This window comes from Yersinia hibernica (assembly GCF_004124235.1).
GTDB lineage: Bacteria > Pseudomonadota > Gammaproteobacteria > Enterobacterales > Enterobacteriaceae > Yersinia > Yersinia hibernica.
This window is the reverse complement of the sequence record NZ_CP032487.1, coordinates 1317315-1339035: the sequence shown is the minus strand read 5'-3', so window position 1 is coordinate 1339035 and position 21721 is coordinate 1317315. Positions and strand designations below refer to the sequence as shown.

Here is a 21721-nt window from a genome sequence, read left to right as displayed (position 1 = left end):
CACAGTTAAGTGATAGACCTTAGGAAACAGAAAAGCAATGCGCAATATTCACGCCAATGTCACATTTGTGAGCTATGCACGCTGAATTGGCTAAGTGATTGATTTGGGGTGGGTGATATTAACTATTTGATATTTATTGATAATCCTCTTTCACGATAAGTTTATTATCATCGATGAAAGAGGATTAGACTCATTTGGAACAAAATATGACTAACGGTTAGCGCAGTTGGGCTGCCATCACCTTAGCTTCCTGCTGCCAGCCCTCGGCTAGGGTGCGAATTAGTGCATCATAGCCATCTTCGCTCTGTTTAAGTTCTAAATCAAATGGCTGCTTAATCAGCTGCCCTTGATGTTTGAGTATCCAAACACCACGAATGATAGCTTTGCCATCATAGCGGCCGTGGAAGCCGGTGACCGAGACATTAAGGACATCCTGATCACTATCGAGTGGCTGTGAGGACACCAGCCAACCCGGCAATGCATTGCTCAGATTAGTCACCAGGGTTTGCTGCAACTGCTGATCCAATGGGCTGGCCCACAGATTGTTGCTGGCAATCACGTACTGTACATCATTGGTTTGATATACCACGCCCGCAGCGGCCAGATAATCAGCCACGCCAACATGTTCAACCCACAGTTGCCGTGATGCAACACTGCTGGTCGCGCCAGCAGGCGCACTGAGTGCAGGTAACTGATAGTATGTTTTACTGGGTGTACTGCTGCATGCACTCAGTAACAGCGCTGCAATAACTGCCATCCATTTCATCATTTTTTGGCCTTCTTAGGCTGAGGATCCTGACTTCCTGCCGCTTCAAATACCAGTGCATTGCTCTTTTCATTCAGCGTGCGCAATACCGGTTGTAATTCACGCAAGACTTGATCTAACCGCTGCATATCACCCACCATTTTATTGTAGGCCGGTGAACCTGGCTGGAAACCTTTCATACTGCGATTCAGCTCATTCAACGTCTTTTGCAGATCTTTTGGCAGCCCTTGCATCGCCGGACTAGAGGTGATCGCGGTCAATGCTTCCAAGGTTTTTTGTGTTTCGCGCATCGTTTTCTGGCTTTCAACCAATGCCTTAGTGACTTCATTCACCATTGGGTCCAGCGGCAGGCTATTAATTTTATCTAATGTCTGCATCACTTTTTGCTGAATTTGCGCCAAACCACCACTGACGGTTGGCAGCAATGGATAACCCGCCACTTCCAGCGGCCCCTTCCATGGTTTTGCATCCGGGTAGAAGTCCAGATCAATAAACAATGCCCCGGTCAACAGGTTGCCTGATTTCAAGGAGGCGCGCAGACCACGTTCTTTGGCAGTTTTCAATATTTGTTCAAAATTAGCATCCGGGCCTAAATCATCGCGGAAACGGCCGGGTTCGATGCGAATGAGTACCGGAATGCGGAAGTCATTGTCCACCCGCTGTCTCATACCCGCAGTAAAGAAAGGTACATCTCCCACGGTGCCGACACGAATCCCCCGGAATTCAACCGGTGCCCCGGTTTGCAAGCCGCGCACGGAATCAGAGAAGAACAGCAAGAAATCTTCATGTTCGGTGTACAGCGAGTTTTGAATGCTACTGCGGTTATCAAACAGTTTGAATTCAGCTTTATTTTGTGTGATTGGTTGACCCAGATCCTGACCATCCGGCACATCGAAGCTCACACCGCCACTGAACAAGGTCGCCAGTGATGCCATCTCAACACGCATCCCCTGTGCGGAGAGGTCGACCGCCACGCCACTGTCTTTCCAGAACCGCACATTGGTGGTGACCAAGCCGTCATAAGGCGCGCTGATGAATAACTGATAGCGCATCAGGCGTGATTTAGCATCAAAGGTGCTGGTTTCCACCGAGCCAACACGATAGCCACGGAACAACACCGGATCACCGGCATTCAACTGCCCGGCTTGTTCGCTATCAAGTGTAATACGGATGCCTTTCGCATCTGGCGATGCAAGAGGCGGAGAGTCCAATAATGTGAACTCATCCAATGCCTTACCTTTCCCGCCCGGTTGCAGTTCAATATAGGCACCTGACAGCAGAGTTCCCAGCCCAGAGACTCCCTCGCGGCCAATCTGCGGTTTAACTACCCAGAAAACCGTATCGCTATGCAACAGGGTATTCATACCGGAATTCAATCGCGCTTGCACAATAACATGGTTGAGATCTTGACTCAGGGTAACCTGTTCAACAATGCCAACATCCACGCTACGGCTCTTTATTTTTGTTTTACCGGCTTCAATACCCTCAGCATTCGAAGTGGTCATCACCACCTGCGGCCCCTGATGACTAAAATGATAAAACAGTATCCATGCGCCAATCAACGCCGTGACAATCGGGATGATCCACACTGGCGACCATCGCTTGATTTTTTCAATTTCTGCCACACCCTGGCTGGGATTATTTTCCGTCACCTTGCGGCTCCTTTTGGGTTGTTTCATTTATCCGATCCCAAGTTAAACGAGGATCGAAGGTTAATGCAGCAAACATGGTCAGGATAACCACCATGGCAAATAGCAGCGCACCAATCGCCGGGTAGATACTCATCAGTTGCCCGATACGCACTAATGACGACAATATCGCGATAACAAAGACATCAATCATTGACCAGCGGCCAACAAATTCGACTATCTCATAAATAAAATGCATTCGTTCAGTATCAGTCTTACCTTTGCCTTTCGCATCCCAACACAACCAGCCGATCGCCAACATTTTTAATGACGGCACCATAATACTGGCAATAAAAATCACCATCGCCACCGGATAAGAACCTTCGCTCCACAGGAAAATCACCCCTGCCATAATGGTGGAGTTCATTTGGTTCCCCAAACTTTCGGTGATCATAATTGGCAACAGATTAGCAGGAATATACAGCATGATTGACGTGACTAATAATGCCATTGTCCACTGTAAGCTATTGCGACGACGAATATAACCATGGGTATGGCAGCGCGGGCACTCCACCTGGGCTTGCGGTAAAATGGCGGTACAGCAGGCACAAGAGCGCAGGCCTTGGCGTAGGCCAGTTTGGCCGGCAATAAGGGGTTGAGATAATGCCGGTGCAGGGGCGATATCTTGCCACATCCAATGGCGGTCGACACATTGGAAAGCGCGCACCTGTAACAAACAGAATAAACAATAAGGAACAAAACTGCTGCCGATGCCGATTTGGCCATACGCCATCAGTTTGACAAAGCTAACCAGCACACCGGCGAGGAAAATCTCAACCATACACCAGGTTTTAAACTGGAATAATACCTTTGCTATCAGTGCCTTCCAGCGATGAGGCATGCGCACCCGCAGGCAAAGCAGAATAATAGCCACCATACAGAAAGCCGGTATCAACTGAACCAAAACCATAAACAACGTCGCCATGCTGGCATAGTTATCGGCCACCATCACTTTGGGTATTTGGATCAAGGTTATTTCGCTGGTGATCCCCGCCACGCGCATATTGACGAAAGGAAACATATTAGCCAGCAATAGCATAAACAGCGCGCTAATTGCATAACCGACTGGGCGCTTGCGCGGTTCATCCCACTGCGCAGTCAATGTCGTTTTACAACGCGGACATACCGCTTTTGTGCCATAAGGCAAGGAGGGTAAGGCCACTGTCATGTCACACTGCCGGCACAGGATAATGTTCCCTGACTGGCCAGAGTGGTCGCCGTGCTCAGGCTGAATTACAGAACACAATATCGGATCCCTCACGGCTTATCTGTATTTCCCCTCAACTCGTCAAAGTGCAGGAGTGTTAGCTGTTTTAGCTCACCAGAATCAGTGAGTTATGTCAGCCATCTTCCTGCACATTGAGGCCTATTGGGTATAGTTAAATGTCTATTATTATGGTGCTAATATAACAATAAACATACTATCGTATAGCACATCATTTAACAGCCCGGCGAAAACAGATGTTTAGCCATTTTTCTGAGCTTCCAGCTCTTCCCAGCGGCTAAATGCAACTTCCAAAGCTTGTTCGGCATCTGCTAAGGCTTTCAAAACCTGCTGTGTCTCTTCATGTGGGCGGGAGAAGAAGTCTGCATGGCTGACTTCTGCCTGTAACCCACTGATTTCATTTTCCAACTCTTCTAGTTTCTGCGGTAACTGATCCAGCTCGCGTTGCAAGTTATAACTCAGTTTGCCGGGGCGCTTTGCCGCAGGTGCCGGACTTTTTGCGGGAGCAACAGCTTTGGTATCTTCCACTTTAGCGGCTACCTGACGAATAGGTTTCGCCTCGGCGCGCTGCTGGTGAGCATCATAATACCCGCCCACGAAGCTGCTAATTTGGCCATTGCCCTCAAAAATCCAGCACTCCGTCACCGAGTTATCAACGAATTGACGATCATGGCTGACCAACAGTACAGTGCCCTGATAGCTATCAACCATCTCCTCCAACAGTTCTAGCGTTTCCACATCTAGGTCATTGGTCGGTTCATCGAGAATCAACAAGTTGCTGGGTTTAAGGAATAACTTAGCCAATAACAGTCGGTTACGTTCACCACCAGACAAAGCTTTTACTGGCGTCATGGCGCGTTTCGGGTGGAATAGGAAGTCTTGCAGATAGCCCAGAACATGGCGGGAACGGCCATTGACCATCACTTCCTGCTTACCTTCAGCCAAGTTATCCATCACTGTGCGTTCTGGATCCAACTCGGCACGATGCTGATCAAAATAGGCCACCTCCAGTTTAGTGCCACAATGCACTTTACCGCTATCGGCTTTAAGCTGACCGAGCATCAGTTTCAGCAAGGTGGTTTTACCACAGCCATTCGGCCCCACCAGCGCAATTTTATCGCCACGCTGTACTTGGGCCGTGAAATCTTTCACCAGCACTTTGCCATCAATCTGATAATTCACATTTTCCAGATCAAAGACAATTTTGCCCGAGCGCACCGTTTCTTCCACTTGCATCTTGGCCGTACCCATCACTTCACGGCGCTGTGAGCGCTCCATCCGTAATGCTTTCAGCGCGCGAACACGCCCCTCATTACGGGTGCGCCGAGCTTTGATGCCCTGGCGAATCCAGACTTCTTCTTGCGCCAATTTGCGGTCAAACTCGGCATTTTGCAGCTCTTCAACCCGGAGGGCTTCTTCTTTGCTGGCAAGATACAGTTCGTAATTACCTGGCCATGACACCAATTTGCCGCGGTCTAGGTCGACAATACGCGTGGCCATAGCACGGATAAAGGAGCGGTCATGGGAGATAAAGACAATGCTGCCCTGGAACTCTTTCAAAAAGCCTTCCAGCCAATTAATCGTTTCGATATCCAAGTGGTTGGTCGGCTCATCCAGCAGCAGCACTTTTGGTGAACTCACCAGCGCGCGGCCCAATGCCGCTTTACGCAACCAACCACCAGACAGTGACGAAAGCTCAGCATCCGCCGATAAGCCCAGTTGCACCAGCACTTCCTGAATCCGGCTGTCTAATTGCCATAAGCCCTGATGGTCCAGAATTTCCTGTAATGCGGCCAGGCGATTAAGGTTCTTTTCACTCGGGTCAAGTTCCACCTGGTGCAACGTAGCATGGTAGGCTTTCAGATGCTCAGCCTGCTCTTGTACGCCCTCAGCCACAAAATCAAACACTGTTCCGGCAACATTGCGCGGGGGGTCTTGCTGCAAGCGAGCAACAATCAAATCTTGCTCATAGATAATGCGGCCATCATCCAAGGGAACTTCTTTACTCAGAATTTTCAGCAAGGTGGATTTGCCCGCACCATTGCGCCCCACCAGACAAACGCGCTCGTTTGCCTCAATATGCAATTCAGTATTATCCAATATTGGTGCATCGCTGAACGACAGCCAGGCACCGGACATGCTAATTAACGACATAGTTTTTACTTTTCCTCGCGGCTGTGGGTGACCAGCCAGCAGTTGTGAATTTGACGGTTACGGGCAAAGTCTTCAGATTGCGTTTGCGCTGTGATTTCTTTCGCTTCCAGCCCTAACGCAGCTATACCGGCCAAATCCATCTGGAAACCGCGCTTATTATTCGAGAACATAATGGTTCCCTGACGGCGCAATAACCGTTTAAGTTCTTTCATTAAGATTAAATGATCGCGCTGAACATCAAAGGTGGTCTCCATTCGTTTGGAGTTAGAGAATGTCGGCGGATCAATAAAAATCACATCGAATTGCTCATCGGTGTTACTCAGCCATGAGAGGCAATCAGCTTGAATCAGACGATGTTGTTGGCCAGTTAAGCCATTGGCGCGCAGGTTTTTCTCAGCCCATTCCAGATAAGTACGCGACATATCAACTGTGGTCGTGCTGCGCGCACCGCCCAGACCTGCATGGACACTGGCAGTGCCGGTATAAGCAAACAAGTTAAGAAAATCTTTACCCTGACTCATTTTGCCCAGCATTTGACGAGCAATGCGGTGGTCAAGGAACAAACCGGTATCAAGGTAATCAGTTAGGTTAACCCATAGCTTGGCATTATATTCACTCACCAGCAGGAACTCGCCTTTCTGGGCTAATTTCTCGTATTGGCTTTTCCCTTTCTGACGTTCGCGAGTTTTCAACACCAACTGATTGGATGGCAAATTCAGCACAGCCAAAGTGGCATTAATCACATCAAACAGGCGCTGACGCGCTTTTTGGGCATCAATCGTCTTCGGCGGCGCATATTCCTGCACGACAACCTTGCTACCATAACGGTCGACTGCCACGTTGTAATCCGGCAAATCGGCATCATACAAACGGTAACATTCAATGCCCTGCTGCTTAGCCCACTTATCCAGCTTTTTCACATTCTTACGCAGGCGATTGGCATAATCTTCCGCCACCTGAACACCCGCAGCACCTTGTGCATTAGCCGCTAACTGGTAGTTTTTCTGCACACAATCCAATGGGCCATTTTTAGCTTTGAATTCGCGCTCAGCACGTAACTGCAAGCAGCTGAGCAATTCAGGCGATGCGCTGAACAGTGACAAACGCCAGCCACCGAATGCCGTTTTCATGATGCGCCCAAGCATATTGTGCAGTGCAATCAGCGCAGGTTCACTTTCCAACCGCTCACCATAAGGCGGGTTACTGATAACTGTCCCCACCGGCCCTTCGGGTAATGGATTCACCAGCTTACTGACGTCATTAGCATTAAAGGTAATCAGTTCTGATACCCCGGCACGGCGCGCATTGGCCCGCGCCATCTCAATAACCCGGCGATCAATATCTGCCCCAAAGAAGCGAGACGCTGTTTCTTGCAAACCACGACGCGCACGAACTTGCGCTTCAGCCGTCAATTCGCGCCACAGCGCTTCGTTAAACGCACTCCAGGCGGTAAAGCCCCAATGCGCACGATGCAGACCCGGAGCCCGGTCAGAGGCCATCATCGCAGCTTCAATCAGCAACGTACCGGAACCACACATCGGGTCAACCATCGGGGTACCCAGCTGCCAACCCGAACGTTGGATAATCGCTGCCGCCAGATTTTCTTTTAGTGGCGCTTGCCCCGTCAGATCACGATAACCGCGCTGATGTAGCCCCTCACCACTGAGGTCAAGTGCTACACTGGCCATATCCCGTTGCAGGAACACATTCACCCGGATATCTGGCTGCTGTTTAGCTACCGTCGGGCGCTGATCCAGTTTGCGGGTAAAGCTATCCACGATGGCATCTTTGACTTTTAATGCCCCATACTGGCTATTGCGGATTTCATCATTCACACCGCTAAAATGTACGGCGAAAGTTTTATCTACCCCAAAGATTGACGGCCAATCAATGGCTTGCACCCCAAGATACAAGTCTAAGTCACTGTAAACTTTGAATTCGTTGAGCGGTAACAAAATGCGTGAAGCCAATCGGCTCCACAACAGGCTTTGGTACATGAGTCGATCGTCGCCCTGAAAATGTACCCCACCCTGCACTATTTTACAGTCGTGAGCGCCCAGCGCTTCGAGTTCGCTTTTTAACAGTTCTTCCAGTCCACGCGCCGTGCTGGCAAACAGAGAGTTCATATCGCACTATCACCAAAAAGAAAATTGTTGCGCATTATAGCTAATCCCAGCAGCTTGTCATAAAGTTGCTCCCTCTAATTTAATACTCGCACGGAGGTAATGGTGATTACCCTCTCCCGGCTCTATGTTCATCCGGTAAAATCTATGCGTGGCTTGCAGCTTTCTCATGCCCAAGTCAGCAGCAGCGGGTTAGCCTTTGACCGCGTATTTATGATTACTGAGCCAGATGGCACTTTCATTACCGCGCGCCAATATCCGAAGATGGTGATGTTTACCCCCGCGTTAATGTCAGATGGTTTATATCTCACCGCCCCCGATGGCGAGAGTGCCAATATCCGCTTTAATGATTTTTTAGCCAATGCTGCCCCAACTGAAGTTTGGGGAAATCATTTTACCGCGCTAATTGCGCCTGCTGCTATCAACAACTGGCTAAGCGGCTATTTTCAGCGAGAAGTACAATTGCGCTGGCTCGGGACAGAATTAACCCGGCGGGTAAAACCCATGCCGGAAATTCCGCTGTCATTTGCAGATGGCTTCCCTTATTTATTGATAAATGAAGCTTCATTTAAAGAATTGCAGCAACGCTGCCCCGGCAGTATTAAGTTGGAACAGTTTCGTCCTAATTTAGTCGTGACAGGGGCCAGTGCATTTGCAGAAGACAGTTGGCAGGTTATCCGCGTGGGCGATATTACCTTTGATTTGGTCAAACCATGCAGTCGCTGCGTATTAACCACGGTTAGCATTGAGCGTGGGCGGAAGCATCCAACTGGCGAACCATTGCAAACACTGCAAACATTCCGAACTGCTGAGAATGGTGATATCGATTTTGGCCAGAATATGGTGGCCAGGAACAGTGGAATTATTCGGGTTGGGGATGAAGTGGAAATTTTGTCAACCAAACCGCCACGCCCCTATAGTACCGGTGCCGTGGTTGAGAGCTTAGCCGCGCCACAAGACCAATCGAAAACGTTGTCTATTGAATATAATGGCATCCGCTTTAATGGTAATAACCAGCAGGTATTATTAGAACAACTGGAGCAACAAAATATCCGTATTCCTTACTCCTGTCGGGCAGGAATATGCGGCAGTTGCAGAATTACCTTAATCAATGGTGATGTCTCACCTTTAAAACAGAGTGCTATAGGTAATGACGGGACGATTCTTTGTTGCAGTTGTATACCTAAAGGGGATATTACTCTCAGCGGCAAATAAGAGAGCCCCGGCTCACTGACATCAGTTAGGCAGCTAATACAGCTGTTGCTTGAAAGATAATGGATATTACATCGCCCGGTCGTAAGCTGGCGCGGTGTATGTCTGTTCAATGACTAGCGGCAGCAAACGGTCATTCATTATCTTTATCGCGTCACCCAATACTAACTGACGCCCGGCTAATATCACCTGAGATTGTGCCAATAAACACAAACTTGCAGATTCACCCGATTCAACCACCAACAAACTAATATCTTCACCGCTATCTAATACGGTTACTGTCGCCAGTTCAGCATTCTGTGGCAACCAAGTTTTTGGCTGTTGTGCAAAATACCAGCTTTTAGGCATTAATGGTTTTAGAAAACGAAATGCAACCAAAGCATTTAATATCAATTCTGAACGTTGCTCATGGCCCATTTTAATTTGGCGGCATTGATCTTCAAATTCAAAATAAAGCGCAGCATCATCAACACAAAATGCACTCTCATCAAACGCATCAGGAGTTAACATTTTAGACGGGAAACGCGAGCGAAATATCATACCATTAGCTAAATCCAACATGAGTCGGTCATGTTCGGTATCAAAATACCAACGCCATTTGTCATCCGGTTTAATCCGCATATTTTATCCTTCCCACTCTGCCGCCAACATCATTGGCTCAATGACCAAGAGTTTCACTCGCCAAATGAGACTAAATTCATATAAGGTTTTTGATGTATATTTAATCTATAGGAACAAAATATAGACGAGCTGGGGGAATAAATAAACCCCCAAGCAAGTAAAGAAGATAAATAATTAGATATGAGTAATGATATTCTTAATCAAACGTGGGCCGTGGAAGATAAATCCAGAATAAATTTGAATCAATGAAGCACCCGCGGCCATTTTTTCACGAGCAGCAGTAACTGAGTCAATTCCACCTACACCGATAATAGGTAAGCGGCCTTGCAGTTCTTGTGATAAGCGGCGAATCACTTCAGTGCTGCGTAATTGTAATGGTCGGCCACTTAATCCACCGGCTTGCTCGCAATAATTTAATCCCTGAATAAGAGAACGGTCTAAAGTTGTATTAGTGGCAATAACACCATCTATATTATGACGAACCAAACTGTCCGCTATTTGGATCAATTCTTCTTCTGTAAGATCTGGTGCGATCTTTACCGCCACCGGAACATACTTATGATGCCGCTGATGTAATTCAGTTTGCTTATTTTTAATTGCGGCTAACAAATCATCCAGTGCTTCACCATACTGAAGAGATCTTAACCCAGGAGTATTTGGCGATGAAATATTAATCGCGATATATCCAGCATATGGATAAACTTTATCCATACAAATCAAGTAATCTTCTTTGCCTTGTTCTACCGGAGTATCTTTATTCTTACCAATATTAATGCCTAAAATACCGCCAAAATGTGATTTTTTGACGTTATCAATTAAGTTATCAACCCCATGATTATTAAATCCCATACGATTGATCAAACCTTCAGCCTCGACGATCCGAAACAATCTTGGTTTATCATTCCCTGACTGTGGCCGTGGCGTTACCGTGCCGACCTCAATAAAGCCAAACCCCATGGCCCCAAGAGCATCAATACACTCACCGTCTTTATCCAAACCAGCAGCCAAACCTAATGGATTTTTAAATGACAGGCCCATACAACTTACCGGCTTGGTCGGCACTGATTGGCTAACCAAAAATTGAAGTGGTGTGCCGGTAACCCGTTTTAGCTGACGAAAAGTGAATTCATGGGCACGTTCTGGATCAAGCTGAAAGAGTGCTTTTTTGACAAGTGGGTAATACATGTTATCTCCTGAGCGAGCGGTGACTAGCCGTTGATGCGGGAATGGTAAATTCATCTTTCAGGAAAGTAAACGTTTGCGAAGTAAAGCCATGCAAAGACCCGACTTTCTAAAGTTACCGCGGTGTTAATAATTATCATGACAAAAAAATAGAGGGCCGTTATGCCCCCTATTATTTAAACAATAATGTCTGCAAATTATTTATTTTTGCAGACAGGCGAGTTAGGCCGCTAATGCTTTGGTTATCTTCTCGTACAAGTCACCAGATAAATTATCCAATGTTTTCAATTGCTCCAGAGCCTGCCGCATCAAAGCCTGACGCCCTGAATCATATCGCTTCAAACGAATTAATGGTTCAATCAAGCGAGCAGCAACTTGTGGGTTACGGGTATTCAAATCACTGAGTATTTCTACTAGGAATTGATAACCGCTGCCGTCCGCAGCATGGAATGCTGCCGGATTACCGGAAGCAAAACTACCAATCAACGAACGGGTACGATTTGGGTTACTCAAGCTAAATGCCGAGTGTTTCAGCAATCCACGCACTTGTGCCAAAACATCTGCCGCCGGGCTGGTTGCTTGCAGAGCAAACCATTTATCCATCACCAAACCATCATGGTTCCAGCGCACATCAAAGGCTGCCAGCAATTCATCACAGCAAGGGAGTTGTGCAGCAACAGCGGCTGCCAATGCCGCCAACGAGTCCGTCATATTATCAGCTTGGTGATATTGGGAAGAGACAAGCTTATTTGCAAACTCCACATCACCAAACGCCAAATAACTCAGGCATGTATTGCGTAATGCTCGCTTAGCGATATCGCTGTGCTCAATTCGATATTCTGGAGTTATATTTGCTACATAGACGGCTAATAATTCATCAGCCAATTCATTTGCCAAACAACGGGTAATGGCTTCATGTACTGCGCTGATTGCTAGCGGATCAATAGTCGCAAACAGCTCCGCAATTTCATTTTCCGACGGCAATGTCAGAATTTGTGCTGCCAGGGCAGGATCAAGATTTTCATCAAGCAATATTGCACGGAAAGCATCGGCCACATGACTAGGTAAACTCAGGGGCTGTTTCTGTTGATATTTAGCAACATTGAGTTTGATATATGTTGCCAGCAGACTTTGTGCCGCATCCCAACGCGAGAATTCATTGCGGGCATGCTGCATCAAGAAAGTGAGCTGCTGGTCACTGTAGGTGTAATCCAATTTAACTGGCGCAGAGAATTCGCGTAGTAGAGACGGGATAGGCGGGTGCTCAACATTATCAAAGGTGAAAGTCTGCTCAAGCTCTGTCACATTCAGAACATGGTGAACCGGTAAACCGTTTCTCTGTAATGCAATTACATTACCTTTGCCGTCATACAGCTCAATATCCAATGGGATATGCAGTGGCAGTTTTTCCGGCTGGTCAGCGGTGGGTAATGTTTTTTGGCTAACATGTAGATGATATTGCTGCTTTTCAGCATCATAATCGTCACGGACAGTCAGTATTGGTGTGCCAGATTGGCTATACCAGCGGCGGAATAAAGACAAATCGACATTAGAGGCATCTTCCATTGCCTGTACAAAGTCATCACAGGTCGCGGCACTGCCATCATGGCGCTCAAAATAGAGTTGCATGCCAGCCTGGAATTGCTGCTCCCCCAGTAAAGTATGCATCATCCTGATCACCTCTGACCCTTTTTCGTACACGGTCAAGGTATAGAAGTTATTCATCTCAATGACTTTATCTGGACGAATAGCGTGAGCCATCGGGCTGGCATCTTCGGCAAACTGTGCCGCCCGCATCACCCGGACGTTTTCTATGCGATTAACCGCACGCGAACCTAAATCAGAGCTAAATTCTTGGTCTCTGAATACCGTCAGTCCTTCTTTCAGGCTTAATTGGAACCAATCACGGCAAGTAACGCGGTTACCTGTCCAGTTATGGAAATATTCATGGCCAATAACAGCTTCAATATTTAGATAATCTTTATCTGTCGCCGTTTCTGCTTTTGCCAAAACATATTTTGAGTTGAATACGTTCAGCCCTTTATTTTCCATGGCCCCCATATTGAAGAAATCAACCGCCACAATCATATAAATGTCGAGGTCATATTCCAGGCCAAAACGGGTTTCATCCCATTTCATGGCGTTCTTCAATGAGGTCATTGCCCAATCGGCGCGATCCAGATTACCGCGATCAACAAAAAGCTCCAGCGCGACTTCGCGGCCAGAGCGAGTAATGAACTTATCGCGTAAGACATCAAAATCACCCGCAACTAATGCAAATAGATAACAAGGTTTCGGGAACGGGTCTTCCCATTTAACCCAATGGCGACCATCAGCCAAAATCCCCTGATCCACACGGTTCCCGTTGGAAAGTAAATAAGGGTAAAGTGACTTATCGGCAACAATGCGAGTTGTAAAACGCGCCAATACATCAGGGCGGTCGAGATAATAAGTAATATGACGGAAACCTTCGGCTTCACATTGTGTACAAAGTGCATCACCGGAAAGATATAAGCCCTCAAGTGCACTATTCGTTGCAGGGTGAATTTCATTGACGATTGTCAGTGTAAAATGCGCAGGTAATTGCTCAATAACCAGTGAGTTGCTTTGTAAATGATAATGTGGCCATGCTCGCCCATCAACGCTGATACTAATAAGCGTTAAATCTTCACCGTCCAAAACCAGCGGTGTCACGTCTGCTGTTTGACGTTTTACCTTACTAACCGCCGTTACCGTCGTTTTTTGTGCATTAAGGGCAAAATCCAGATCGATATCGGTGATAGTGTAATCCGGCGATTTATAATCGTGGCGGTATTTAGCTTGCGGCTGTTGTGTCATAAAAACCCTTTTGACGTCATCAGTGAATATGATTATCAAGTCTATATTTATGGTCGTTTTGCCCCAAATTTTGGGTTCAAAGCAAGTCTGGTCAGCGACTTCATCATAGACTCAGATAGTCTTTTCAATGTATCACAATTGTGAAAAAAACCCAGTTGGGAACCCGTGCTATTACGGCAATTGCAGTGTTACATGTACGTTTTTCGAGCCGGTTCGCAAGCCTATTGCTCTGTTGTTATTTATCAGTAACGGCGGCAAGTCATGTGCGGCGACTCTGCCGATTAAATCAACCTCTTCACTCTCACAATATTACCCACCGGAATTACCCAGCAAAGTGTGTGAGTTACGTTATCATTGCTGCCACCTCTAGCAGTATATTAATAAAATTTATGATACTGACAGTGCTTTTCCCTATCATTACAACGCTTTTATCTTCTTAATAAGTTTAACTGATAGCAATACATCCCATTTTAAAATCAGAAAATAGTGAATAGGCCCATATAAAAATAACTTAATAGTATTTATTGTTGATTTAACCCAGTTAATATAAACATCATTTTATTTAAAGTGAAATTATGTTCTATTTAAAATCTTACACTATTAAGAAATGCGAATATAACAGGAGTTATTATGACCAACAGGATAAATGCACCTATCGTTCATCAATCAGCAAGAAATATTTCCCCTCTTGGGGGATGGGCGGCTGAAGCTGGGGGAACAACGGGAGGGTCAGATGCAACCAGCGATGATATCTATCTGGTATTCACGGTGTCGGAACTCAGGCGAGCACTGCAGGAGTCAGGGGAGCGCCCTAAGATAATTCAGGTATATGGTCTTATTGATGTCAGTGAAGGTATTGCGTATCAAGACCGGGAGGATCAAAAAGCACGTGGCATCGTGTATCTCAATGCGAATACCAGCTTAATTGGTGTTACTGAGAATGCGAAATTTATCGAGGGCTCAATAATTATCCAAAATACTCATAATGTTATTATTCATAATATTTTTATTGAAAACCCAGTAGATGTTGATCCCCAGTTTGAAGAGGGTGATGGCTGGAATGCTGAATGGGATGGCCTCAACATTATTACTTCACATCATGTTTGGATTGACCATGTCACATTCAGCGATGGTCGTTTTACTATTGACCAGTATATTGAGAAAGATGGCTGGAAATATGTTCAACATGATGGTGCGCTGGATATTAAGCGCGGTTCTGATTATGTTACGGTTTCATCGTGTCGCTTTGAATTACATGATAAAACCATCCTGATTGGCCACAGCGATAGCAATGCTGAACAAGATACTGGCACTATGCATGTGACATTCTTCAATAATTACTTTACGCGGATAATACAACGCACTCCTCGTGTTCGGTTCGGGAGCATACACCTCTATAATAACTTCTTTGATAATGATAAATCAGACCCAATATATCCTTATCAATACAGTTATGGCTTAGGTTATCAGTCCAGTATTTTATCTGAAAAAAATATATTTTTGATTGGCGGCTTAGCCGCTCAATGCCAAGTGATGAAAGCGTTCGGTGGCGATAAAATTGATGACAGTGGCTCGACCTTCAATAACAACACCGCTGAACTGAATAGTTGTGGATTTGATGCGAATATAGGTTGGGTTCCTCCTTATATCTATGATGCAGTGGATGTGACTGAAGCATTTGCAGATTACATCCGCAATCAAGCCGGCTCCGGCATACAATATAGTCAGTTACCATGACGGAGTGATAACACTACAGATATTCTTTACAATATATTTTAGTCGCTAGCATGAAAGTTTCTATTTCCCCCATTTCCTGATTAAGACGGACATAGAAACTTACTCTTTGTTGATATTATACCCAGCTTAGCAACCCTATATTTTTTAAGGCAATATTTATCTAATATTCTCTCATGCCCCCAAATTTTGGCCTTAACAGCATCGCCCATTTAAGAAAAAAGCCACTTAGCAGATAATGGCACGTTTAATCCTAGACCTCTGATTAGCATTTATGGTGTGATGAGGCTTCAATAACAGGATAATACCGGTATACTTCTGCAACTTTTAGATTATGCCGACTGTGGAAAACGCTCCTACGAGGATGCTATATAGCGCCATGACCCAAGACTCCTCACCGATTTTGACTTCATTGCTTGATACGGATGCTTATAAGCTCCATATGCAACAAGCAGTGTTCCATCGTTATCGCCATATTACCGTGGCCGCGGAGTTCCGCTGCCGTGGTGATGAGCTGCTGGGCGAATATGCCGATGAAATCCGCCACCAGATAACATTAATGAGCCAATTGGCACTAACTGATGATGAGTATCACTATCTCTCCGGTTTGCCTTTCTTTAAAAATGACTATTTAACTTGGTTGCGGGCTTTTCGTTTTAACCCCGAGCAAGTCAGCGTATCTGATAATGGTGGCAAATTAGAGATTCGGATTACCGGATTATGGTGCGAAACTATTCTGTGGGAAGTCCCGTTATTGGCGGTCATTAGTGAAATCGTCCATCGTCGACGCTCTGCGCATGTCACGACAAATCAGGCCCTTGCACAGTTGCGCAGCAAACTTCAGCAATTTAAAGCGCTCAGTGCGGATATTGACATCACTCACTTCCAGTTGATGGACTTTGGCACACGCCGTCGCTTCTCCCGTGAAATACAGCACGCCATTGTTAGCCACTTAAAAGACGAGTTCCCCTATCTTGTTGGCACCAGTAATTATGATTTAGCCCGGAATTTGTATTTGGCACCGGTCGGAACACAAGCGCATGAATGGTTCCAGGCCCACCAACAGATTAGCCCAGTGCTGGCCAACAGCCAGCGTGTCGCGTTACAAGTCTGGCTAGACGAGTATCCAAACCAATTAGGTGTGGCATTAACAGACTGTATAGCTATGGATGCTTTCCTGCGCGATTTTGATGAAACATTCGCTCATCGCTATCAGGGATTACGCCATGACTCGGGTGACCCTATCGAATGGGGTGAAAAAGCTATTGCCCATTATGAAAAAATGGGCATCGACCCAATGACTAAAACATTGGTGTTCTCCGATAATTTAGATTTGGAAAAAGCAGTGTCGCTATACCGCCATTTCTACCAAAGGATCAAGTTGGTATTTGGTATTGGCACGCGCTTAACCTGTGATATTCCTGGTATCAACCCACTGAATATCGTTATTAAGTTGGTCGAATGTAACGATAAACCAGTCGCGAAACTGTCTGACAGCCCAGGTAAAACCATTTGTCATGACCCTGCTTTTGTTGATGAATTACGCGAAGCATTTGCGCTGCCTCTGGTCAAGAAAGCCAGCTAATACTTAATTGCCGGGCGGCAGATGCTGCCCGGTGCCTTTCATATTCGCGCTTTTCCACCCGCTTTACCCCGCCACATTTCACTATTCAATCATTTCTCTGTCGCTATCGAATCGATACCCCAAATAATTCGAATGACACGAAAGCAACCAGCAAGTAATGAATGTGGCCAGTATGGCGGGTATATTTATAGAAATGTTACGCTGAACTGGTGATTTCTACTTGTGTCCTGCACCGCCGCAAGTAACATAGCAATATCCCCATTTTGTTGGGTTGTTAACTATTTATCAAAACTATTAAAGAGAGAAATTTATGAGCGTAGTGCCTGTAGTCGACGTACTGCAAGGCCGTGCTGCGGTTGACAGTGAAGTCACCGTGCGCGGTTGGGTGCGTACCCGGAGAGATTCTAAAGCGGGTATCTCCTTCGTTGCCGTTTATGACGGTTCCTGCTTTGACCCGTTACAGGCCGTCGTGAATAATACTTTGCCTAATTATCAGGATGAAGTGCTGCATTTAACTACCGGCTGTTCAGTAGAAGTGACTGGCACGGTGGTTGCGTCTCCAGGCGAAGGTCAGAGTTTTGAAATTCAGGCAACCACTATCAAAGTGGTCGGTTGGGTTGATGACCCTGATACCTACCCAATGGCAGCTAAACGCCACAGCATAGAATACTTGCGCGAAGTGGCTCACTTACGCCCACGAACCAACCTGATCGGAGCCGTCGCGCGCGTGCGTCATACTTTGGCGCAGGCGATTCACCGTTTCTTCGACGAAAATGGCTATTTCTGGGTTTCTACTCCACTGATCACCGCATCTGATACTGAAGGTGCGGGGGAAATGTTCCGCGTATCAACCTTGGATCTGGAAAATTTACCGCGTACTGACACCGGTGCGATTGATTTCAGCGAAGATTTCTTCGGTAAAGAAGCTTTCCTTACAGTGTCCGGTCAGCTTAATGGTGAAACCTACGCCAGCGCCTTATCCAAAGTTTACACTTTCGGCCCCACTTTCCGAGCTGAAAACTCCAACACCAGCCGTCATTTGGCTGAGTTCTGGATGGTCGAGCCCGAAGTAGCCTTTGCGTCATTAGATGATGTCGCTGGTTTGGCTGAGAGCATGTTGAAATACGTTTTCCAGGCAGTATTGAACGAACGTGCTGATGATATGAAGTTCTTTGCCGAACGCGTAGATAAAGATGCCGTTGATCGCTTGCAGCGCTTTGTGACTTCAGATTTTGCTCAGGTTGACTACACTGACGCCATTGACATTTTGGTAGCTTCTGGACAGAAATTTGAAAATGATGTCTCTTGGGGCATTGATTTATCTTCTGAGCATGAACGTTACTTAGCTGAGAAACACTTTAAAGCTCCGGTTGTGGTTAAAAACTATCCAAAAGATATCAAAGCTTTCTATATGCGGATGAACGAAGATGGCAAAACCGTGGCGGCGATGGATGTTCTCGCCCCTGGCATTGGTGAGATTATCGGTGGTTCACAACGTGAAGAGCGTTTAGATGTCCTGGATGCTCGTCTGGCAGAAATGGGCCTCAATAAAGAAGATTATTGGTGGTATCGTGACCTGCGTCGCTATGGCACAGTGCCACACTCAGGTTTTGGCCTTGGATTTGAGCGTTTGATCTCATATGTAACAGGGGTTCAAAACGTACGGGACGTAATTCCATTCCCTCGGACACCAAGAAATGCCAGTTTCTAAGTTCGTCATTTAGAAAAAATTTGTATTTTTGTATAAATAAAAGCCAGCTCTGCTGGCTTTTGTCATTTTTTAAAGTTCGATCTGAATCACAAAGTTCCCTGATATTTACATTTAGTAACACATTGTGCCCTAATGAAACATATTCTGGTAATTGGTAGCATTTTCGGTGTGGATTATAGGGCCTGTGAATGGAACACTGCGTTCAGACACAGACGACACCAAACTCTCAACAATAGTTCCAAAAAAATTATTGGCGGCAGTGGCAGGTGTCCGAATAACACCAATGAGGGTAATAATAATGATGAAGCGCAATATTCTTGCAGTAGTAATCCCAGCACTGTTAGCAGCTGGCGCAGCTAATGCAGCAGAAATCTACAACAAAGACGGCAACAAACTTGACCTGTACGGTAAAGTTGACGCGCGTCACCAGTTCTCTGATAACGCTAAACAAGACGGCGACAAATCTTATGTTCGTTTTGGCTTCAAAGGCGAAACCCAAATTACTGACCAACTGACCGGTTACGGCCAGTGGGAATACAACGTTCAAGCCAACAACACCGAAGGCGGTGACGCTCAAGATGGCAACGCAACCCGCCTGGGCTTTGCTGGTCTGAAATTTGCTGAATTCGGTTCATTCGACTACGGCCGTAACTACGGCGTAATCTATGACGTCAACGCATGGACTGACATGCTGCCAGTGTTCGGTGGTGATTCAATCTCCAACTCTGACAACTACATGACTGGCCGTTCTACTGGCCTGGCAACTTACCGTAACACCAACTTCTTCGGTCTGGTTGACGGTCTGAACTTTGCCCTGCAATACCAAGGCAAAAACGAACGTAATGGCAATGTTAAAGAGTCTAATGGCGACGGCTTCGGCATGTCTTCAACTTACGACATCGGCTACGGCGTGAACTTCGGTGCTGGTTACTCTACTGCAAACCGTACGACTCTGCAGAAAGATTCTTCTACCGCTCCAGGTAACCAAGCGCAAGCATGGAACGTTGGTGCTAAATACGACGCTAACAACGTATACTTGGCTGTTATGTATGCTGAAACTCAGAACATGACTCCATACGGTACTGCAACTAACACTATCGCGAACAAAACTCGTGACCTGGAAATTACTGCACAGTACCAATTCGACTTCGGTCTGCGTCCATCTTTAGGCTATGTTCAGTCTAAAGGCAAGGATCTGAATGACGCAACTGGCGACAACCATGACCTGTTGAAATATGTTTCTGTTGGTTCTTACTACTACTTCAACAAAAACATGTCTACCTATGTTGATTACAAAATCAACTTGCTGGACGAAGACACCTTCACTGTTAAAAACGGTCTGAACACAGACAACGTTGTTGGTGTTGGCTTGGTTTACCAGTTCTAAGTTAAACTTAATCACGCAGTTCATCTGCTGATGTAAGTTAAAAAAGACAGGGCCTCGGCTCTGTCTTTTTGTTTTCACCTTAGTCAATTTAGGGATATTACGCTACTGATTGGCCTATTCTGCCGATTTTTCACCCTGAATCCCCTCGCCTCACAACATTCATTTCTTTTTCTCGCAAACGGTTGGCAAAGTCTGCAACTGGCGCTACCCTGATGGTTCTGTTTGCTTAACGCTAAGCCATGGAAGCCTCTGACATGTTTGAAAAAATCACTGCTGCACCAGCGGACCCAATTCTGGGCCTGACCGATATTTTCCGCGCGGATGACCGCCCTAATAAAATTAACCTGGGGATTGGTGTCTACAAAGACGAAACCGGGAAGACGCCGGTGCTGACCAGCGTAAAGAAAGCTGAGCAGTATTTGCTAGAAAATGAAGTCACCAAAAATTATTTAGGTATTGATGGCCTGCCAGTTTTCGCCAGTTGTACTCAGGAACTGCTGTTCGGGGCTAGCAGTGCGATTATTGCTGATAAACGTGCTCGCACCGCACAAACCCCCGGGGGTACTGGTGGATTACGTATCGCCGCTGACTTTATTGCCCACCAAACCAGCGCCAAACGTGTCTGGGTCAGCAATCCAAGCTGGCCAAACCATAAAAACATCTTCGCTGCTGCTGGATTAGAAGTTGTTGAATATGCCTATTATGACGCTGCAAACCATGCGCTGGACTTCGATGGCTTATTAAATAGCCTGTCAGAAGCGCAAGCGGGCGATGTCGTGCTGTTCCATGGCTGTTGCCATAACCCAACCGGGATCGACCCAACAGAAGCGCAGTGGAGCCAATTGGCTGAACTGTCGGTCGCAAAAGGTTGGTTGCCGCTGTTTGACTTCGCTTATCAGGGCTTTGCTAAAGGCTTGGAAGAAGATGCTCAGGGCTTGCGTATTTTTGCCGCTAAGCATCAAGAATTGATTGTTTGCAGTTCTTATTCCAAAAACTTCGGTTTATATAATGAGCGTGTTGGGGCTTGCACAGTGGTTGCCGCAAGCAGTGAAGTGGCTGATATTGCTTTTAGCCAAGTGAAAGCAGTTATTCGGGCTAACTATTCCAACCCACCAGCTCATGGTGCTTCAGTTGTTGCGACCATACTCAGCAATCCTGCGCTGCGTGCTATTTGGGAACAAGAACTGACAGATATGCGCCAGCGTATTCATCGTATGCGCCAGTTGTTTGTTAATACATTGCAAGAGAAAGGCGCTCAGCAAGATTTCAGCTTTATCATTAACCAGAATGGTATGTTCTCATTCAGTGGCTTGACGAAAGAACAAGTTCTGCGCTTGCGCAATGAGTTTGCTGTTTATGCGGTTAACTCTGGCCGTGTTAACGTTGCGGGTATGACACCAGACAATATGGCTCCACTGTGTGAAGCTATTGTTGCAGTGCTCTAATTAAGCAACTCAACCGCATGTAAAAAGGGTGCCTTAGGCACCCTTCTGTT

General features: G+C 46.3%; 14 protein-coding genes. 6 read left to right on the top strand and 8 right to left on the bottom strand.

Annotation, left to right across the window (positions count from 1 at the left end; translation table 11 throughout):
• Nucleotides 1–217 precede the first annotated feature (217 nt).
• From pqiC to rlmKL, 5 genes are all read right to left on the bottom strand, one after another.
• The gene (pqiC, locus tag D5F51_RS06190; RefSeq protein ID WP_025378741.1) at nt 218–769 is read right to left on the bottom strand and encodes a membrane integrity-associated transporter subunit PqiC; all 552 of its coding nucleotides are present in this window, start codon (nt 767–769) and stop codon (nt 218–220) included.
• Nucleotides 766–2418, bottom strand: coding sequence for an intermembrane transport protein PqiB (pqiB, locus tag D5F51_RS06185; RefSeq protein ID WP_162301829.1), 1653 nt, complete (start codon nt 2416–2418; stop codon nt 766–768). The genes pqiC and pqiB overlap by 4 nt, the downstream gene beginning before the upstream one ends.
• Nucleotides 2405–3700 (bottom strand): membrane integrity-associated transporter subunit PqiA, encoded by a 1296-nt coding sequence (pqiA, locus tag D5F51_RS06180; RefSeq protein ID WP_129195900.1) that lies wholly within the window; start codon nt 3698–3700, stop codon nt 2405–2407. The genes pqiB and pqiA overlap by 14 nt, the downstream gene beginning before the upstream one ends.
• Before the next feature lie 219 nt (nt 3701–3919).
• Entirely contained in the window at nt 3920–5833 is a 1914-nt protein-coding gene (locus D5F51_RS06175) for an ABC transporter ATP-binding protein (protein WP_025378744.1), read from the bottom strand.
• 5 nt (nt 5834–5838) lie between these two features.
• The gene (gene rlmKL, locus D5F51_RS06170; RefSeq protein ID WP_129195899.1) at nt 5839–7959 is read right to left on the bottom strand and encodes a bifunctional 23S rRNA (guanine(2069)-N(7))-methyltransferase RlmK/23S rRNA (guanine(2445)-N(2))-methyltransferase RlmL; all 2121 of its coding nucleotides are present in this window, start codon (nt 7957–7959) and stop codon (nt 5839–5841) included.
• Nucleotides 7960–8058: 99 nt separating this feature from the next.
• Between rlmKL and D5F51_RS06165 the strand changes: the two genes are divergently transcribed.
• On the top strand, nt 8059–9171 hold the full coding sequence (locus D5F51_RS06165; RefSeq protein WP_129195898.1) for a YcbX family protein: 1113 nt from the start codon (nt 8059–8061) through the stop codon (nt 9169–9171).
• A gap of 66 nt (nt 9172–9237) precedes the next feature.
• Here the strand turns inward: D5F51_RS06165 and D5F51_RS06160 are convergent, their stop codons facing one another.
• From D5F51_RS06160 to pepN, 3 genes are all read right to left on the bottom strand, one after another.
• Nucleotides 9238–9789 (bottom strand): cell division protein ZapC, encoded by a 552-nt coding sequence (locus D5F51_RS06160; RefSeq protein ID WP_025378747.1) that lies wholly within the window; start codon nt 9787–9789, stop codon nt 9238–9240.
• Nucleotides 9790–9963: 174 nt separating this feature from the next.
• Complete coding sequence (gene pyrD / locus D5F51_RS06155) at nt 9964–10974, bottom strand: quinone-dependent dihydroorotate dehydrogenase (RefSeq protein WP_025378748.1); 1011 nt, start codon at nt 10972–10974, stop codon at nt 9964–9966.
• A gap of 219 nt (nt 10975–11193) precedes the next feature.
• Nucleotides 11194–13809, bottom strand: coding sequence for an aminopeptidase N (gene pepN / locus D5F51_RS06150; RefSeq protein ID WP_129195897.1), 2616 nt, complete (start codon nt 13807–13809; stop codon nt 11194–11196).
• Between the two features lie 630 nt (nt 13810–14439).
• Here pepN and D5F51_RS06145 point away from each other — a divergent pair.
• From D5F51_RS06145 to D5F51_RS06125, 5 genes are all read left to right on the top strand, one after another.
• On the top strand, nt 14440–15546 hold the full coding sequence (locus D5F51_RS06145) for a pectate lyase family protein (protein ID WP_129195896.1): 1107 nt from the start codon (nt 14440–14442) through the stop codon (nt 15544–15546).
• A gap of 376 nt (nt 15547–15922) precedes the next feature.
• Nucleotides 15923–17128, top strand: coding sequence for a nicotinate phosphoribosyltransferase (gene pncB / locus D5F51_RS06140; protein WP_129195895.1), 1206 nt, complete (start codon nt 15923–15925; stop codon nt 17126–17128).
• Nucleotides 17129–17438: 310 nt separating this feature from the next.
• Entirely contained in the window at nt 17439–18839 is a 1401-nt protein-coding gene (gene asnS, locus D5F51_RS06135; protein ID WP_025378767.1) for an asparagine--tRNA ligase, read from the top strand.
• 301 nt (nt 18840–19140) lie between these two features.
• Entirely contained in the window at nt 19141–20226 is a 1086-nt protein-coding gene (ompF, locus tag D5F51_RS06130; RefSeq protein ID WP_162301828.1) for a porin OmpF, read from the top strand.
• 254 nt (nt 20227–20480) lie between these two features.
• The gene (locus D5F51_RS06125; RefSeq protein ID WP_025378769.1) at nt 20481–21671 is read left to right on the top strand and encodes an amino acid aminotransferase; all 1191 of its coding nucleotides are present in this window, start codon (nt 20481–20483) and stop codon (nt 21669–21671) included.
• Nucleotides 21672–21721 lie beyond the last annotated feature (50 nt).

Bases quoted from the DNA above. Each gene is read 5' to 3' on its own strand.
- pqiC (WP_025378741.1), bottom strand. From the start codon at position 769: ATGATGAAATGGATGGCAGTTATTGCAGCGCTGTTACTGAGTGCATGC.
- D5F51_RS06175 (WP_025378744.1), bottom strand. From the start codon at position 5,833: ATGTCGTTAATTAGCATGTCCGGTGCCTGGCTGTCGTTCAGCGATGCA.
- rlmKL (WP_129195899.1), bottom strand. From the start codon at position 7,959: ATGAACTCTCTGTTTGCCAGCACGGCGCGTGGACTGGAAGAACTGTTA.
- D5F51_RS06165 (WP_129195898.1), top strand. From the start codon at position 8,059: ATGGTGATTACCCTCTCCCGGCTCTATGTTCATCCGGTAAAATCTATG.
- D5F51_RS06160 (WP_025378747.1), bottom strand. From the start codon at position 9,789: ATGCGGATTAAACCGGATGACAAATGGCGTTGGTATTTTGATACCGAA.
- pyrD (WP_025378748.1), bottom strand. From the start codon at position 10,974: ATGTATTACCCACTTGTCAAAAAAGCACTCTTTCAGCTTGATCCAGAA.
- pepN (WP_129195897.1), bottom strand. From the start codon at position 13,809: ATGACACAACAGCCGCAAGCTAAATACCGCCACGATTATAAATCGCCG.
- D5F51_RS06145 (WP_129195896.1), top strand. From the start codon at position 14,440: ATGACCAACAGGATAAATGCACCTATCGTTCATCAATCAGCAAGAAAT.
- pncB (WP_129195895.1), top strand. From the start codon at position 15,923: ATGACCCAAGACTCCTCACCGATTTTGACTTCATTGCTTGATACGGAT.
- asnS (WP_025378767.1), top strand. From the start codon at position 17,439: ATGAGCGTAGTGCCTGTAGTCGACGTACTGCAAGGCCGTGCTGCGGTT.
- ompF (WP_162301828.1), top strand. From the start codon at position 19,141: ATGAAGCGCAATATTCTTGCAGTAGTAATCCCAGCACTGTTAGCAGCT.
- D5F51_RS06125 (WP_025378769.1), top strand. From the start codon at position 20,481: ATGTTTGAAAAAATCACTGCTGCACCAGCGGACCCAATTCTGGGCCTG.